Source organism: Aeromonas sp. ASNIH4 (genome assembly GCF_002934425.1).
GTDB classification, from domain to species: Bacteria; Pseudomonadota; Gammaproteobacteria; order Enterobacterales; family Aeromonadaceae; genus Aeromonas; species Aeromonas hydrophila.
Genome location: NZ_CP026217.1, coordinates 1,997,596 through 2,014,527 on the forward strand (window position 1 = coordinate 1,997,596; position 16,932 = coordinate 2,014,527).

The window sequence follows — 16,932 nt, forward strand, 5'->3', positions numbered from 1 at the left end:
TCCAGCGTGTGTACTGGATTGATTTTATTGTGAAGCCGCCCACTATGCCAGCGCTTGGAGGCCAGAAACGGTCAATAACTGGCATAGTGCTTGAATGGGCGGGCAAGGGTGCCCGCCCGCGTCAGAACAGGTAATTGAGCTGCAGACCGGCCAGCCAGGCGTCCCCTTCCGAGGTGCCCTGGAAGGTGGAGGTGGTTTGCGGTATGCCGGGTTTGAGCTGCATGGTCTCGCTCACGTCCACCTTCTTGCCGTCAATCAGCGTCACCCCCAGATCCAGCGAAAGGTTGCGATCGATCTGATAACCCACCCCGGCGCTGTACCAGACCCGATCCGAGTCGGGGATGGAGATGGTGCGGCGATCCGCCGGGACCGGGCTGCGATCGTAGGCAAGACCGGAGCGCAGCTGCCATTGCGGCGCCAGCTGGTAGGTCAGGCCCAGCGCGTAGCGCCAGCTGTCTTCCCAGTGCTCGTCCTTGATGTGCATGACACCGTGGTGATCGAGCTCGGATTCCAGCTGCACGAACTTGCTCCAGTTGGTCCAGTTGATGCTTGAATGCAGCGCCAGCGCCGGCGTCAGCTGATGGAACAGGGCCAGCTCGGCGGTGGCGGGCAGCGGCAGATCCAGGCTGCCGGTATCGGTGAAGGGCTGCCCGTTCTGGTCGATGCCGATGGCATCGCCGGAGAGCTTCAGGGTGACGTCGTGGCGGTAGGAGAGGCCGATGCGGGTCGCCTCCGACAGCTCCAGCAGGGTACCCAGGTTCCAGCCCATGGCCCAGCCATCCCCTTTCAGGTGCTTGGCGATCTGGTTGTTGGACGGGAAGGTGCCACCCACTTCCCCTTCGCCCTGAATGGCGGAGAGGCCGGCGCCGACGGACCAGACGCGGTTGACGCGGTAGGCCAGCGACGCCCCCAGCTCCACGGTCTTGATGTCGGAGACATTGCCGAAGTGGCCGGCATTGTAGTTGTCCGGCATCTTGACGCCGAGCCCGTAATAGGAGGTGGCAGCCAGCCCCAGGCGCCACTGGTCGTTGAGCGGCACTATGAGGTAGGCATTGGGCACCCAGGCATCATCGGCGATGTCGTGGGCCGCCGCATCCAGGCTGACCGGCCCCTTGGGGGTCGGCACCCGGGTGGTGCCCTCGATGTTGACGTCGGGGCGCACATAGATGAAGCCACCGGAGAAGGCCATGGTATCGAAACGGGTCATGGCGGCGGTGTTGCGGGAGAGCACGCTGGCATTGTCGGCGATGGCGGCTTCGCCGGCGAAGGCGCGGCCCATGCCGGTGGCGGATTGCTCGGCCAGCTGAAAACCTGCCGCCTGGGCCTGGCTCGACAGCACCAGCAGGGCGATGAGAGACGGCTTCATGATGGAGTGCATTGCATTGTCCTTGAAAATGAACCTGGAGTTCGAATGTTCTTATGGTTGGAGGCAGGATTTTATATGGTATGACCAGTAAGGCAACGGGCGCGGGTGCGAGGGGATGAAAACGGGATTAAATGCTGAGGGATGTACTGCTAATAGCTTGATAAAAAAAGAAAAGCGTACAGTTGTTTACTACAGATGTACGCTGAAACATGAATTTGGAATAAAAAAAGAGCGCCCGCAGGCGCTCTGGTCAATTCGCTGATTATCAGAACTTCATGTTGAACTGAGCGGAAGCGAGGAAGGCGTTGCCGTGGGAGGTGCCTTTCCAGCGCAGGGCTTCGTTGCTTTCGACCAGCTTCTCGTTGACGTCCACTTTCTTGCCATCCAGATAGGCCATGCCGAAGTCGACGCTCATGTCCTTGTCGATGTGGTAGGTGGCGCCAGCGCTATACCATACGCGGTCGGAATCCGGGATGCTCAGGCTGCGGTATTCCGGCTCGATCGGGGTGTTGTCGTAGGCAAAGCCGATACGGGCTTCCCAAGACGGGTTGACGTACCAGGTACCGCCCAGAGAGTAACGGGTGGAGTCCTTGAACTTCTCCGGCTTGTAGAGGCAGACGCCGGCACCGTCGGTGCTGTTGCACTGACCGCTGGTGGCTTTGAGCTCCTGGAAGGCGCTCCAGTCGGTCCAGTTGACGGAGTAGTGCACGGCAAACTGCTGGTTCAGACGGTGGTAACCGGCGAACTCGGCCTGGGCCGGCAGATCCAGCGGCAGTTCGCCACCGACGGTCTTGAAGCCGGAAGAGGTGCCTTGATAGTCACCCTTGAACTTCAGGTCTACCTGGGAGCGATAGGTCAGCGCGAAGCGGTTGTTCTCGTTCACTTCATACATGGTGCCCACGTTCCAGCCGTAACCCCAGTCGTCGCCCTTCAGGTGGCTGACGATGGTGTCCTTGCCGATACCCGGCACATCTTTGAGCGGTGGAACGGCGGCCAGTACACCGGCGCGGCGGTTCAGTTCAGCCTTGGCATAGACCAGGTTCAGACCAGCGCCGACGCTGAAGTGCTGGTTGACGCGGTAGGCGATGTTCGGGTTGATGTTGAAGGTGAGCAGTTCGGTGTTGCCGGCAATGGAGCCAGCGTTGAAGTTCTCGGTGTACTCGGTCGACAGACCGTAGTTGGAGAACAGGCCGATACCCCAGGCCCACTGGTCGTTCAGCGGTTGGATGAAGTAGGTGGCAGGCACGAAGGCGCTCGGCGCGATACCGCTCTCACTCGCGCTTCCTTTATTTACTGGGCCTGCATAGATGTCACCATTTACATCCACGTCCGGCTTGATATAGGTACCGGAGACAGAGAACGCCATCTTGTCAAACTGGGTCATGGCTGCCGGGTTGCGGGACAACACGGAGGCATTGTCCGCCACGGCGGCTTCCCCTGCATACGCACGACCCAGGCCGGAGGCTGAGTGTTCGTTCAATTGGAACGCGGCGGCGAAGGTTTGGGTACTGGCCAGGGTGACGGCGGCAGCGATCAGGCTCTTTTTGAAAAAGGCAGTTGTCATAGTGTTCTCTCTTGTAGGCAGATTTTCCGTCGGCATCAGGGCTATTTTGCCTCTGTATGTGACAAGATCTGTTGTTATTTCAGCTTCTTCCCATTCAATTCTGGCGTGATTCTATGGATCTGGTAGGAGGTAAGAAATCAGACCAGTGACAGCAGAATACATAAAAGTTTCCAGAGTGTTAATCATTTGTTTGAATTAGCCGCTTAAATAGTCTCTTTTACCATTAATTGGATAAAAAACACTCACATACAGCGATCTGCATCACAAAAATATTTTTGGGTATTTGCAGGGAATGAGTGGCGAATAGGGGAGAATCGTGACGGGAAAGGAGATAAACGGGCAGCCAACCTGATTGGTCTGCCCGTTGGCTTGACCCGGTTTGAGGCGAGTCAAGATTGGGTTAATGCCTGTTAAATCGACCAGTGCAGCCGGGATTCCAGCTGCTCTGCCACCGGCGCCAGCGGCTCCTCCATCTCACCGATCAGCACCATGTTGGCCCCCTTGAGTTGCAGGATCTCGCCTTTGAGCTGGCCATCTTCAAAGGTGGGCTGCAGGGTGAGTGGCACATGCTTGGGTACCAGGAACAGGGTGACCGGGCCCATCTTGCCCTGCAATACCATGTGCAGCGCCGGCCCTTGATAGAAGGAGCAGTGGTTGACATAGGTGATCTTCAGCCCCTGCATGCCCATCAAGGTCGCGCCATATTTCTCCATCTTGGCGTTGATGGTGCGCAGGCTCACCTGCTCGTCCACATCCTTGATGAAGGGCTCCTCGCCATAGACGTGGGCCATGGCGACCTGGGCCAGCGAGAGCTCGTCGGGAGCGGCCAGCGGCCAGCTCAGCCAGCGGGTGCTCATGCCGAGCAGGAAGGCGACCGAGGCAGCCATCGCCAGCGCACGCCAGTTGCTGCGGGGGCGCTCCGGCAGGGGAACCACCTGCGGCTGATCGGCTTCCAGCGCCTGTCTGAGCAGGATGCGCTCAGCCAGACCGGCCGGCACCTCGACCTCCATGGCTCGCTGCAGGCTGCGATCGAGCTGCTTCATCTCGTCCAGATGCTTGCGGTTGGCAGGGGAGCGCTGGGCCTGCTCGAGAAAGGCGGGATCCTGCTCATGTGGATGGGCTATGGCCCGACGGCGAAATTCCAGCTCATCCATTGGTGTGTCCTCTCTGTTGGGTCGTTGACTCCATGGCCTCTTTTATCTGGTTGCGGGCCCGAAACAGGCGAGTCATGACGGTGTTCTTGTTGAGCCCCAGCTGCGCTGCTATCTCGTCGCCGCTAAAGCCCCCCAGCACCTGCAGCAGCAGGGGTTCCTGATATTCGACCGGCAGGCGGGCGATGTGGCGTCTGAGCCACTCGTTCTCCATCTCCTGCTCGCTGTGCAGTGCCTCCTGATCGCTCTGGGGATGCTCGTCGAGATCGACGAGGTCAAACTGCTTGCGCTCGAACCGGCGTGCATTTTCCCGCCGCAGTATGGTGATGAGCCAGGCCTTGGCGGCCTTGTCGTCGAGCAGGGAGTCGATGCTCTTCCAGGCGCGCAGAAAGGTCTCTTGCACCAGATCTTCCGCCACTTGCGGATCCCGGCACAGCCAGTAGGCGTAGCGGTAGATGTCCCCGTGCAGGGCATGTACCAAGGCTTCGTATTTGGTTTGTTTGTCTGCCATGCCTCCATAGACCGGGGAGGTCGTGGGATCCTTTCCGACCGTGGCACCTTTTTTTCTGAAAAAACCTAAAGCCATCGCTGGGCTTCCTTATTTGAATGAAGGCCGGGATCAACCGATCCTGGCCAGTTGCCTGAGGCCATAGGCTATCGCAAAAGTTTCGTGGCCGCATAGGGCGCTGGCAAAGTCCGCCCAGGTTTGCGGGTGGCTCTCAGCAGGGGATACGGTAGCAAAGCAGGCGCGCTCCAGGGCGGTAAAGTGAGGCTCAAGGGCGGGATCGCGACGACAGGGCAGGATCTCGAGGCGGGGATGGGGCAGTGGCCAGCGCAGGCGGGCCCATGCCAGCAAGCGGGCCCGGATCTGCTCGGCATCGGCCCGACACAGCGCCTGTTGCAGGCGATAAAAGGCGTGCCAGCGCGGCCCGTGGCGCCAGCAGGCCCGCAGCAGCAGGGCCCAGATGACCCACAGCAGGCTCTCGTCGTTCGGCCCATCCTGTGCCGGCTGCGACTGCGTGCCTGCGGCGATGTGCAGGGGCGTGGCGGGCAGCCGAGCATATTCAATGCGCCCGCGCTGGGTGTTGAACCAGGCCAGCTCGATGGCGGGCAGCAGATAGTCGCCGGGTTCGTCAACGGTCAAGGCCTGGCGCCACTCGCGCTCGAAGCGCAGCGTCCCCTTGGCGAGATAGCGCTCCTGCTGCTGCTCCCCATCCGGCCTGGCTCTGATGCCGGCGGGCAGGCCGGATGAGCCGAGCAGGCGTGCCAGATTGAGGCGGCTGCCATCGCCCCCCTCCAGCGTGAGAGTCAGGGTGCGGATCACCGGCTCACCCGCTCTGGCCGCCGTGGGCGGATCCAGCCGCTGGCTCAGGGTGAGCTGGCTTGCCACCGGTTGCAGCGGAGGCTCGTCGATCTGCACGAACAGGGTGGCCGCCCGGGCCGAGAGCGGATCACTGCCACCGTCATCTTGCGGCAGGCGCCCCTGAAAGCGGGGGGATTCCAGCGGATGGCGCCCCGCTTCTTTGGCCTGCAGCAGCCAGCTGCGGGTCAGACGGCCGGGCAGGCCGGGGCTTGCCGGTGGCTGCCACTGATCGTTGCCGAGGCGGCGAATGGTGAAGGCATCGCTGGCCAGCTCGGTGAGGTTGGGGGCCTCCATGTTGGCCGGCAGCCAGAGACTGAGCTGATAGACAAATGGCTGGCTGGGGTAGAGCGGCCCCTGCTGCAGCACCCGGGCTTGCAGTTCGATGGGGGAGATGGCAGGTGCTGGCGCCAGATTGCCGGCTTCACTGCGTGGCGGAAAGGGGATGGACGGAGTCTGCTGCGCCCCCAGTGGCAGGGCCGGCACCTGCTGCGGGCTGGTATCCAGCAGGTGCAGGGGGATCTGCCAGCGAGTCAGGCTCTGCTGCGGGGTACTGACCCGGCTCATGGTCACCTTGCCCACCGCAAACTGACGCAGCAGAGGGGTGATGGCAAGCTCATTGCTCTGGCGCTCGCCGTCCGCTTCGATGATCAGCAACCAGTCGCGGCGATCGGCCCCCGGCAGCAGCTCGGCCCGGGGCGGGGCGGCAAAAACCTGCGCCGTCATCAGCCAGAGCAGCAACAGGCACAGGGTATGGTCAGGGGCGAAGAGGCGGCTCACCAAGGATCCTCTCCCTTCAATGTGCCAGGGGCGAGGCCGCGATCGCTCTCCTGCTGGCGCCTGCGCTGATCTTCCTTGCGCAGCCGCTGCTCCAGCAGCAAGACGGGAGGCGACGGAGGCAGGGGGGCATCCGGGGCGGCGGCCTGCTCGGGGGCATCGATGGGCTTGGGATCCTGCGCCTGTGGGGTTGCCTCGGGCGGCTGGGCGCGCAGCAAGGTCAGGTTGTAGCGCGCATCCTGATGGCTGGGTTCCAGCGTCAGCGCCGCCAGATAGGCCTGCTCGGCCGCCGCCAGCTGACCGAGCTGCACCAGGGCATTGCCCCGGTTGTAATGGGCTGTGGCGGTGCTGGCCCGGCCATAGGCGGCCGCCGCCTTGGCGTAGTCGCCTGCCCGATACCAGGCATTGCCCTGCCAGACGGGATCCGCAAAGGCGCGGGCGGCCTCCTGATAGCGCTTCTGCAAGAAGGCCTGCCAGGCCAGGTTGTCCCCGACCGGGGGCGGGTTGGCAACCGCCGGATTGGCCTGCAGAGAGGGTGGCGTCAGCAGCAGCGCCCCCACCAGCACCAGCCAGAGGGTGCCAATGCGGGCCAGCAGCGCCAGCGGCAGCAGGGGCAGCAGCAGCCAGGGGCCGAGATCCATGGCCTGGTGTGTGCCTGTGCTCTGGCTCATGGGCAGGGGGGCAAAGCGTGGCGCCTCCTGTTGCAGCCACTGCAGTTGACCGCCGAGATCGCCGGCCAACTGTTGCAGGGTGGCCACGTCGGGGGCCGGCAGGGTGCGACCGAAGCCACCGCCCATGGCGGCGGGCAGGCGACTGGCCTGGCCGCTGTTGACCAGCAAGACGTCGAGGCGCGCTTGTACCTGGGCGTGGCAAAAGAGGCTGCCCTGGCAGGGCCACACCGCCTTGATCCGCTCGGCCTGACGGGCGGTCAGGTCGTCGGTGATCAGCAGCAGGCGGGCCTGCTGGCCGGCGGGGATCTGCTTGAGCGCCAGCGCCACCGCACGCTCGGGCGCGCTGCCTTGCCTCGGCATGATGGCCGGGCGCAGGTCGGGCAGCAGCAGGGCGAGGGCCTGGTGATCCCGGGTCGGCGGCATGGCGAGGTAGGCATCCCCGGCAAACAGGATGAGGGCGATGGGATGGGCCGCTTCCTGCTGCGCTCGGTCAGCCAGCAGATCCTGCAGCAACACCCGCACCCGGGTGGCCCGGTCCGGTAGCAGATCGGTGGCCAGCATGGAGCGGGAGAGATTCAGCAGCCAGATGTCGAGGGCCGGGCTCGGAACGCTCTGGCTCTGCTGGCGCAGGGCCGGGCCGCTCAAGGCCAGGATCAGCGGCAGGCAGGCCAGCCAGAGCCAGGGAAAGTGGCGCCGCTGCCCCGGCAGCAGATAGGCCTGCATGGCGGGGGCCAGCAGCGGAGCCTGGCGACGACGGCGCCATCCCTGCCACAGCCAGGGCAGCAGGGCCAGCAACCAGAGCGGGCGCAGCAGGGTGAGCTCCATCATGGGGCGCCTCGGGAAGGGGTGTCAGGCAGTGCGGTTTTGCGGCTCAGCCGCAGCGGCCAGCGCAACCTAGTGGGCCAGCTCAGCAGCAGCCAGGCCAGCGCCAGCGGCCAGGGGTAGAGCTCCTGGTTGGGACGATAGCGGGTCTGCGCGGTGGCGACGGGCTCCAGGGTGTCCAGCGACTGATTGATGGCCTCGAGATCCCCCTGGGTGCGTGCCCGAAAGTAACGGCCATGGCCCACCTCGGCCAGCTGCTGCAAGAGGGATTCGTCCAGCTCGGCACTGGGGTCGCTCTGGGCCGGGGCCTGCGCGGGGGTCATCGCCTCGGCAAAGGTATCCGGATCGGCGCCCACCCCCAGGGTATAGAGGCGAATACCTGCGGCGGCGGCCTGCTTGGCCTCGCGCAGGGGATCGGCGCTGCCAGCGGTGTTGCGCCCGTCGGTGACCAGCAACAGGGCGGTAGAGCGATTGGGGGCCTTGTGCTGGCGCGCAAGCAGGATGGCCTCGCCGAGGGCGGTGGTGCGTCCCACCAGCTCGAAATCTAGCTCGCGGGTCAAACCGAGCAGGGCATTGGTCTCCTGGGTCAGGGGCGAGAGCAGGTAGGCGTGATCGGCGAACACGATGAGGGCGATGCGATCGCCGGGGCGGGCGGCAATGAGCCTGTCTATCTGCTGGCGCACCGCGCTGAGCCGGTCTTTTTGCTCCCCTTCATCCAGCATGTCCTGGGTGCGCATGCTGTCGGAAAGATCCACCGCCAGGATGAGATCCCGGCTGCTCTGGTAGCTCACCTGAGGCGGTTCTTGCCACTGGGGGCGGCAGAGCGCCAGCACCAGGGCGCACCAGCACAGCGCCATTCGCCACAGGGGCTGGCCGGCATGGGGGCGCAGCAAGGGAAAGCCAGCATGGGTCAATACGCCAGGATCATGTGCGCCGCTGGGGCGGGGCGGCAGACCAAAGCGCACCAGCAGCGGCAGCGCCAGCGCCAGGGCAAACCAGGGCCAGGCGAGGATCATGGCTCTCTCCCGACGTGCGTGCCGCTCAGGCGGGTTCGCCCCCGCCGCCAGCGAGTGCGCAGGTCCAGCAACCAGGCTGGCGGGCAGATGCAGTGACGTCCCCAGGCGAGGTAGGCCCGGCGCAGTTCCTGGCGCTGCTGCGCATCCGGGCTCTGACCTCCGTAGAGCCAGGCAGACCAGTGCGGGGCCAGCTCGCGAAAGCGGCTGTCCCCCAGAGCATCGAGCCCCAGAGAATCAAGAAAGACGAGCCAAGGTTCTCCTTGCAGTACGGCCGCCTCGGGCCAGCGGGGCAGCACGGCCTCGCGCAACACGGCTTGCAGCTGGGGCACCAGATCAGGGGTCTGCCAGTCAAGCTGCCGCCGCCAGCGGTGATAACGCAGCAGGCTCTGCACGCCGAGGATGATCATGGCGCCGACCAGCAGCGCGATCAGCAGCCACCACCAGCCCAGCAGGCGGGGATCAGAGGCCAGCTGCAGCGGCGGGCCGGGGTGAATGTCGCGCAGCTGGGCCGCCAGCGGGGAAGTGGGGACGCTGCTGCCCGGCACGGCGCTGGCGAGCCAGTTCAGAATTGGCGGCATGCCCCCTCCTGCCACTGGCGTTGCAGCGGCTGGCCGTTGTCGAGCCGGTAGAGGCGCTGCACCAGCGGCAGCAGTTGCTGATGGCTCTGGCGGGCCAGCTGTTCGGCGGCCTCTTGATAGCGCAAGGCGAACCCCGGTTCGCCGGCCTCGAGCCAGCCGTTCTGCTGGCCGGCGCGCACCGCCAGACGCCCCTGGGCGGGCAGGGCTGCCTCCAGCGGATCCCGAATTTGCCAGCAATGCAGGTCGTGGCGCCGGCCGAGCAGTTGCAACTGGCGGCAGAGTGCCTCGTCGAGGGGGCTGTGATCGGTGATGAGGGTCAATCTGGCACCGTGGGGCAGGTTGAGCCGGGCCAGGGTATGGGCCAGGGCGTGGGGGGGCGGCGTGCGCGCCAACCCCAGCCGGTAGTGGTGGCAGAGAGCCTCCAGCAAGGGCACCAGGGGGCCGCGCTGGTGTTGCAGGTGCGGCTCCACGCCGTGGCAGATCAGGGTGTTGGCCTGCTTTTCCCCTTGCCAGAGCAGGGCGGCGGCCAGCTCGCAACCCAAGCGCGCCTTGAGCTGGTGGCAAGAGCCGAAGTACATGGCCGGAGAGAGATCGAGCAGCAGCCAATGGGCCTGATCCTGCTCTTCGCTGTAGAGCCGGGTATAGGGGCGACCGAGGCGGGCGGTCACCCGCCAGTCGATGTGGCGTACCTCGTCGCCGGCCTGATAGGCGCGCAGCTCGCGAAAGGTGAGCCCCGGCATGCGGCCAAGCCGCCCTTGCGCCACCGGTTGAATGCGCGAACGCGGCCCTTGCCGGGCCCACAGCCTGATCGCCAGCAGCCTGGCAAGCGTCAGGGTGATATCGGGATGGGCGAGGGGATTGACGGCGTGTGTCATGGCAACAGGGCCCGCACAGAGGATACGAACGGGCTCAGGGGCATGGGATCGCATCCAGCAGCAGGGTGATGAGCGCCTCGTTGTCGAGGTTGTCCGCCAGCGCCTGATAACTGGGAATGAGGCGATGGCGCAGCACGGCCGGCGCCAGTTGCTGAATGTCTTCGGGCAGCACGAAATCCCGTCCGGCCAGCCAGGCCCTGGCGCGAGCCGCTCTGGCCAGACCTATGCTGGCCCTGGGGCTGGCGCCCACCGCGACCAGGGGTTCGAGTTCCGGACACAGGCCGCTGCCCGGCCGGGTGGCACAGACCAGCTGCACCAGATAGTGCTCGAGGCGCCCCTGCATCTGCACGGCCTGCACCGCGCTGCGGGCCGCCAGCAGATCGGCCTGGCTCAGGGTGAGCGGTGGCGTCGGCAGGGTGTCGCCGCGGGCGTTGAGCTGGAGGATGGCCAGCTCCATGGCGGGGCTCGGGTAGTCCACCAGCAGCTTGAGCAAGAAGCGATCGAGCTGGGCCTCCGGCAGGGGATAGGTCCCCTCCTGTTCTATGGGGTTTTGCGTGGCGGCCACCATAAAGAGGGGCGGCAGGCGCCAGCTCTTCTTGCCCACGGTGATCTGATGTTCGGCCATCGCCTCCAAGAGGGCGGACTGCACCTTGGCCGGCGCCCGGTTGATCTCGTCCGCCAGCACCAGGTGGTTGAAGAGAGGACCGGGCTGAAACACGAAGCTGGCATCCTGAGGATGAAACACCTCGCTGCCGGTGAGATCGGCGGGCAGCAGGTCGGGGGTGAACTGGATGCGGGCAAAGCGCCCCTCCACCGCGCCGGCCAGCGCCTTGACGGCCCGGGTCTTGGCAAGACCGGGGGCGCCTTCGATCAACACATGTCCTTCACATAACAGGGCGATCAGCAGCCCCTCGATGAGGGGGCCCTGTCCCAGAATTTGACTACCCAGATAGTCCCCAAGCGCTCTGAACTCGGCCGCTGCCATGCAATAAACCCGTTGTTTTCATAGAAGTTGATCTTTTTATACTCCAGTTGGCGCACAAGGGCGAGGGAGGGGGCCTAGATGGCGGCAATTTAGTTTCAATCAGCCGTATGAAATTTGTGAGTGGATTGTTAAGATGTGGCGCAATGAGGTCAGACCTCTCCCTTTAGTCTTCTCGTTTAACCAAGGAGCCAGGATGAAAGAGCCATTGAAACTGACGACTCGCCAGGGCGAACGGATTGCCGTCGTGGCGGGTTTGCGCACTCCCTTTGCCAAGCAGGCCACCGCCTTTCACGGCGTGCCTGCGGTGGATCTGGGCAAGCTGGTGGTGAGCGAGATGCTCGCTCGCACCGATCTCGATCCCAAGCTCATCGACCAGCTGGTGTTCGGCCAGGTGGTACAGATGCCGGAAGCCCCCAACATTGCCCGCGAGATCGTGCTCGGCACCGGCATGAGCGTCAGCACCGATGCCTATAGCGTGTCGCGCGCCTGCGCCACCAGTTTCCAGGCCGTCGCCAACGTCACCGAATCCATCATGGCCGGCACGGTGGACATCGCCATCGCCGGCGGCGCCGACTCCTCCTCCGTGCTGCCCATCGGGGTGAGCAAGAAGCTGGCCCGCGCCCTGGTGGATCTCAACAAGGCGCGCAATCTGCAGCAGCGTTTCAATATCCTGCGCCAGTTGCGGGTCAAGGATCTGCTGCCGGTGCCGCCCGCCGTGGCCGAGTACTCCACCGGTCTCTCCATGGGGCAGACCGCTGAGCAGATGGCCAAGAGCCACCAGATCAGCCGCGAGGCGCAAGATGCGCTGGCGCACCGCTCCCATACCCTGGCGGCCCAAGCCTGGGCCGATGGCAAGTTGAGTTGCGAGGTGTTTACCGCCCACGTGCCTCCCTACAAGGCGCCGCTGGAGCGAGACAACAACATCCGCGAAAGCTCTGATCTGGCGAGCTACGCCAAGCTCAAGCCGGTGTTTGACCGGGTACACGGCTCCGTCACCGCCGCCAACGCCACTCCGCTCACCGACGGCGCTGCCGCCGTGCTGCTGATGCGCGAAGGGCGGGCCAAAGAGCTTGGCCTCGAGCCGCTCGGCTACATCCGCAGTTTCGCGTTTTCTGCCATCGACGTGTGGCAGGACATGCTGATGGGCCCCTCCTACGCCACCCCGCTGGCGCTGGACCGCGCCGGCATCACGCTGGCCGACCTGACTTTGATCGACATGCACGAGGCCTTTGCCGCCCAGACCCTGGCCAACCTCAAGATGTTTGCCAGCAAAGAGTTTGCCCAGAGCAAGCTGGGTCGCGATCAGGCCATCGGCGAGGTGGACATGGACAAATTCAACGTCCTCGGTGGTTCGCTGGCCTTTGGTCACCCCTTTGCCGCGACCGGTGCGCGGATGATCACCCAGACCCTGCACGAGCTGCGGCGCCGGGGTGGGGGATTGGGGCTTAACACCGCCTGTGCGGCGGGTGGTCTCGGCGTGGCCATGGTGTTGGAGGTAGAGTGATGAGCGAGAAGACTTTTTCCCTGGCGGTGCGCCAGGATGGCATCGGCATTCTCACCATGGATGTGCCGGGCGAGAGCATGAATACCCTCAAGGCCGCCTTCGTAGAGGAGATCCGCGCGGTGCTGGCCGAGGTGAAAGCCAATAAAGAGCTGATCGGCCTGGTGGTGGTCTCCGGCAAGAAGGATTCTTTCATCGCCGGCGCCGACATCAGCATGCTGGCGGCCTGTACCAGCGCCAAGGATGCCGAGACGCTGTCGCGGGAAGGGCAGGTGATCTTCGCCGAGATCGAGTCGCTGCCGATCCCGGTGATCGCCGCCATTCACGGCCCCTGCCTCGGCGGCGGGCTGGAGCTGGCACTGGCCTGCCATGGCCGGGTGGTCACCGATCACGGCAAGACGGTGCTCGGCCTGCCCGAGGTGCAACTGGGCTTGCTGCCGGGCTCCGGCGGGACCCAGCGTTTGCCGCGCCTCATCGGGGTGGCCAAGGCGCTCGATCTGATGCTGACCGGCAAGCAGGTGCGGGCCAAGCAGGCCAAGAAACTGGGTCTGGTGGACGACGTGGTGCCGCCCTCCATCCTGCTGGACGCCGCCATCAAGTTGGCCAAGAAGGGCAAGCCCCGTCATGAGCTCAAGCGGGATCTGCAGGGCAAGCTGCTGGAGACCAACAAGCTTGGCCGCAAGGTGCTGTTCGATCAGGCCCGCAAGGGGGTGAAGGCGAAGACCCGCGGCAACTACCCGGCCCCGGATCTGATCCTGGAAGTGGTGCGCATCGGGGTGGAAGAGGGGATGCAGGCCGGCCTTGCCGCCGAATCCCGCCACTTTGGCGAGCTGGTGATGACCAGCGAATCCGCCGCTCTGCGCTCCATCTTCTTTGCCACCACCGAGATGAAGAAGGAGGTCACCTATCAGGGGGCCGAACCGCGCAAGGTGGGTCATGCCGCCGTGCTGGGCGGCGGTCTGATGGGGGGCGGTATCGCCTTCGTCACCGCCACCAAGGCGGGCGTGCCGGTGCGGATCAAGGACGTGGCCAGCAGCGGCATCGGCAATGCCATGCGCTACAGCTACGACATCCTGGCCAAGAAGCTCAAGCGTCGCCAACTGCTGCGCAGCGAGCTTGAGAAGCAGATGAGCCTGCTCACCGGCACCCTCGACTACTCCGGTTTCCACCGGGTCGACATGGTGGTGGAAGCGGTGTTCGAAGATCTTTCCCTCAAGCACCAGATGGTGAAGGACGTGGAGCGTGAGTGTGGCGAGCATACCGTGTTTGCCTCCAACACCTCCTCTCTGCCTATCCACCAGATCGCCTCGGCGGCGGCGCACCCGGAGCGGGTGGTGGGGCTGCACTACTTCAGCCCGGTGGACAAGATGCCACTGGCGGAAATCATCCCCCACGCCGGCACCAGTGCCGAGACGGTCGCCACCACCCTGGCCTTTGCCCGCGCTCAGGGCAAGACCCCCATCGTGGTCAAGGACGAGGCGGGCTTCTACGTCAACCGGATCCTGGCCCCCTACATGAACGAGGCGGCGCGCCTGGTGCTGGAAGGGGAGCCGGTGGAGGTGCTGGACGGCGCCCTGCTCGATTTCGGCTTCCCGGTCGGCCCCATCACCTTGCTGGACGAGGTGGGGATCGACGTGGGTGCCAAGATCTCCCCGATCCTCGAAAAAGAGCTGGGGGGGGAGCAGTTCCAGGCCCCGGCGGCCTTTGACAAGCTGCTGCAAAACGATCGCAAGGGGCGCAAGAACGGCAAGGGCTTCTACCTCTACGGCAAGGCAGCCCCGCGCAGCAAGCTCACCGGCAAAGAGGGCAAGAAGACGGTGGACGAGAGCGTCTACGGTGTGCTCGGCATCTCGCCCCAGGCCAAGCTGGCCAAGGCGGAGCTGGCCGAGCGCTGCGTGCTGATGATGCTCAACGAAGCGGCCATGGCGCTGGACAGCGGCGTGGTGGCCTCGGCTCGCGATGGCGACATCGGCGCCATCTTCGGCATCGGCTTTCCGCCGTTCCTGGGTGGCCCGTTCCGCTACATGGACAGCCTCGGCATCGAGCACCTGGTGGGGCGCCTTGAGCACTACCAGAAGCGCTATGGCGATCGCTTCGCCCCCTGCGATCGCCTCAAGGCGATGGCGGCGGAGCAGCAGCGCTTCTATTGAGGGTGCACCGCTCGCGGCAACAGGCCAACCGACAAGGAGGCGACCCCGGGGTCGCCTCCTTCTTTTTGGCGCCTGGATGGAAAATGTGGGGGCAGCAGGCTGACAACTGGTTGAATCCCGTCCATATTTTTCCTCGGCAAGGGATAAATTGTTGATCCAACTCAAACTAGCCCCCTATTTATTACTTTGGTGGCATAGGACTCAGGCGCTGGTTGGGGTCAAATAGCATCATCAGGAACGGGGGGATAACCCCGTCACGAAAGGGACACCCATTTCACTGGATGAAGGACACATAATGAGTCTGCTTGAACAAACCATCTGGACTGTATTGGGATACGGGGCCATGCCCTTTATCTTCCTGAGCGGGTTTGTGGCGGTGGCAGTGACCTGCTGCCTGCTGCTCAATGCCTTCGGGGTCAAGTCCGCCGAGAAGTGATCCGCTTCTTTCGTTCATACCGCCAAATGCCAGTCTTCGGACTGGCATTTGTTTTTTGAGCCTTGGCAGGCAGTTATCTGCGTTCCAGGGGCCAAATGTGTGCTGCTTGAGGTCGAACCGGCCGCCGATTTTGATTACACTGGCGCGCAGTTTTTCGTTTCGGCCCGCTTCCCAAGGTATTCAAGGTTTTCTATGGCTCTCAAGGCAACCGTATTCAAGGCTCAGCTCAGCCTGTCCGACATGGATCGCAATCTGTATCAGGACTTCTCTCTCACCCTGGCCCGTCACCCCTCCGAGACCGACGAGCGGATGATGATCCGGCTGGCGGCCTTCGCCTGGCACGCCGCCGAGCGACTGGAGTTCACCAAGGGCCTCTCTGCCGATGACGAGCCGGAACTCTGGCGCAAGAACTATTCCGACGAGATTGAACTCTGGATCGAGCTCGGCCAGCCTGACGAACGCCGTCTCAAGAAGGCGTGCAACCGCTCCCGTCATGTGGTGCTCTACCTCTACGGCGGCCGTGGCACCAGCGTCTGGTGGAAGCAGAACCAGGGCAAACTCGGCCTGCACGACAACCTCACCGTGATTGAGCTCTCCGACAGCCAGACCCTGCCGCTGACCGAGATGGTGGAGCGTACCATGCAGCTCACCTGCACCATCTCCGACGGTCAGCTCTGGGTGAGCAATGGCCGCCAGGAAGTAACCCTGGATCCCGTGCTGCTGATGGGAACCCCCGCCCGCGAACTGTAAAGGACTCGCCCATGTTCAGCGCGCTGCTCAATATCGTCATTCCGGTGTTTGCGGTGGTGGGGCTTGGCGCCCTCTACGGCAGGTTGCGTCCGGGCGGCGCGCTGGGTTACGTCAACCGGGCCAATATCGAGTTGTTTACCCCGGCGCTGGTGTTCTCGGCGCTGGTCAAATACCCGCTGGATCTGATGGCCCACCTCTCGCTCATCGCGGCGGGGGCCCTGGTGATCCTGCTGCCGGGGCTGCTGCTCTCCCTGCTCAGGCTTCGCAGCATCAGCCGACCGGCCCTGATCCTGCCCGCCATGTTTCGCAACACCGGCAACCTCGGCATTCCGCTGATGGTGCTGGCTTTTGGCGAGCAGCAGCTGGGCGCCATCATCATACTGTTCGTGCTCTCCAACCTGCTCCACTTCTCGGTGGGCATGTTCATTCTCTCGGCCAACACCTCCCGCTGGCTCTGGCTGAAAAGCCCTGTGCTGTGGGCTGCCCTGGCCGGCCTGCTGGTGGCCAATCTGCACATTCCGCTGCCCGAATACCTGGTGACCAGCGCCTCTTTGCTCGGCCAGATCTCGGTGCCGCTGATGCTGTTTGCCCTCGGCATCCGGCTGATGGAGGGGGAGCTGGATCACCTGGGGCTCGCCCTCAAGTGCAACCTGCTCTATCTGCTGGCCGGCGGCATCTCCCTGGGGCTGGCGGTCTGGCTGCTGCCGCTGCAACCGGCCTGGATCCCGCTGCTGATGCTGTCGGTGGTGCTGCCGCCGGCGGTGCTCAACTACATGCTGTGCGAGCAGTACCAGTGCCAACCCGAGAAGGTGGCCAGCATCGTGCTCGGCGGCAATGCGCTCTCGGTCTTGGTGATCCCGCTGGCAGTCTGGCTGGCCCTGCATCTGGGCAGTTGATCCCTAGAACTCCACAAGTGGTGATTCCGACCCT

Annotated in this window: 15 protein-coding genes; 5 read left to right on the forward strand and 10 right to left on the reverse strand. The window is 64.2% G+C overall.

Translation table 11 applies throughout. The annotated features are described in order from the left end of the window. Positions 1-121 precede the first annotated feature (121 nt). The 10 genes from C2U40_RS09200 to C2U40_RS09245 form a co-directional block, all read right to left on the reverse strand. Positions 122-1,378, reverse strand: coding sequence for an OmpP1/FadL family transporter (locus tag C2U40_RS09200; RefSeq protein ID WP_103827500.1), 1,257 nt, complete (start codon positions 1,376-1,378; stop codon positions 122-124). A gap of 253 nt (positions 1,379-1,631) precedes the next feature. Further along, entirely contained in the window at positions 1,632-2,930 is a 1,299-nt protein-coding gene (locus tag C2U40_RS09205; RefSeq protein ID WP_039214404.1) for an outer membrane protein transport protein, read from the reverse strand. A 410-nt stretch (positions 2,931-3,340) separates the two neighbouring features. Continuing rightward, entirely contained in the window at positions 3,341-4,084 is a 744-nt protein-coding gene (locus tag C2U40_RS09210) for a DUF3379 domain-containing protein (RefSeq protein WP_103827499.1), read from the reverse strand. Continuing rightward, positions 4,077-4,667: a sigma-70 family RNA polymerase sigma factor gene (locus tag C2U40_RS09215; protein WP_103827498.1), complete on the reverse strand. Its 591-nt coding sequence runs from the start codon at positions 4,665-4,667 to the stop codon at positions 4,077-4,079. Before C2U40_RS09215 ends, C2U40_RS09210 begins: the two co-directional genes overlap by 8 nt. 33 nt (positions 4,668-4,700) lie before the next feature. Further along, positions 4,701-6,221, reverse strand: a complete 1,521-nt coding sequence (locus tag C2U40_RS09220) for a BatD family protein (protein WP_103827533.1) — start codon at positions 6,219-6,221, stop codon at positions 4,701-4,703. After that, the gene (locus C2U40_RS09225) at positions 6,218-7,714 is read right to left on the reverse strand and encodes a tetratricopeptide repeat protein (protein WP_103827497.1); all 1,497 of its coding nucleotides are present in this window, start codon (positions 7,712-7,714) and stop codon (positions 6,218-6,220) included. Before C2U40_RS09225 ends, C2U40_RS09220 begins: the two co-directional genes overlap by 4 nt. Next, positions 7,714-8,727, reverse strand: a complete 1,014-nt coding sequence (locus C2U40_RS09230) for a VWA domain-containing protein (protein WP_103827496.1) — start codon at positions 8,725-8,727, stop codon at positions 7,714-7,716. The genes C2U40_RS09225 and C2U40_RS09230 overlap by 1 nt, the downstream gene beginning before the upstream one ends. Then, positions 8,724-9,305: a DUF4381 domain-containing protein gene (locus C2U40_RS09235; RefSeq protein WP_103827495.1), complete on the reverse strand. Its 582-nt coding sequence runs from the start codon at positions 9,303-9,305 to the stop codon at positions 8,724-8,726. The genes C2U40_RS09230 and C2U40_RS09235 overlap by 4 nt, the downstream gene beginning before the upstream one ends. Beyond that, entirely contained in the window at positions 9,290-10,180 is an 891-nt protein-coding gene (locus tag C2U40_RS09240) for a DUF58 domain-containing protein (RefSeq protein WP_181014763.1), read from the reverse strand. Before C2U40_RS09240 ends, C2U40_RS09235 begins: the two co-directional genes overlap by 16 nt. Positions 10,181-10,214: 34 nt before the next feature. Beyond that, positions 10,215-11,165, reverse strand: coding sequence for an AAA family ATPase (locus C2U40_RS09245; protein ID WP_029302946.1), 951 nt, complete (start codon positions 11,163-11,165; stop codon positions 10,215-10,217). A 193-nt stretch (positions 11,166-11,358) separates the two neighbouring features. Here C2U40_RS09245 and fadI point away from each other — a divergent pair, with 193 nt between their 5' ends. The 5 genes from fadI (at position 11,359) to C2U40_RS09270 (ending at position 16,898) form a co-directional block, all read left to right on the forward strand. After that, positions 11,359-12,669, forward strand: coding sequence for an acetyl-CoA C-acyltransferase FadI (gene fadI, locus C2U40_RS09250; protein ID WP_103827493.1), 1,311 nt, complete (start codon positions 11,359-11,361; stop codon positions 12,667-12,669). Continuing rightward, positions 12,669-14,816, forward strand: coding sequence for a fatty acid oxidation complex subunit alpha FadJ (gene fadJ, locus C2U40_RS09255; RefSeq protein WP_043162545.1), 2,148 nt, complete (start codon positions 12,669-12,671; stop codon positions 14,814-14,816). Before fadI ends, fadJ begins: the two co-directional genes overlap by 1 nt. Before the next feature lie 295 nt (positions 14,817-15,111). Beyond that, positions 15,112-15,252, forward strand: a complete 141-nt coding sequence (locus C2U40_RS09260; RefSeq protein WP_005301193.1) for a TIGR02808 family protein — start codon at positions 15,112-15,114, stop codon at positions 15,250-15,252. A 192-nt stretch (positions 15,253-15,444) separates the two neighbouring features. Then, on the forward strand, positions 15,445-16,002 hold the full coding sequence (locus C2U40_RS09265) for a YaeQ family protein (protein WP_016350817.1): 558 nt from the start codon (positions 15,445-15,447) through the stop codon (positions 16,000-16,002). Between the two features lie 11 nt (positions 16,003-16,013). Continuing rightward, positions 16,014-16,898, forward strand: coding sequence for an AEC family transporter (locus C2U40_RS09270; protein ID WP_103827492.1), 885 nt, complete (start codon positions 16,014-16,016; stop codon positions 16,896-16,898). Positions 16,899-16,932 lie beyond the last annotated feature (34 nt).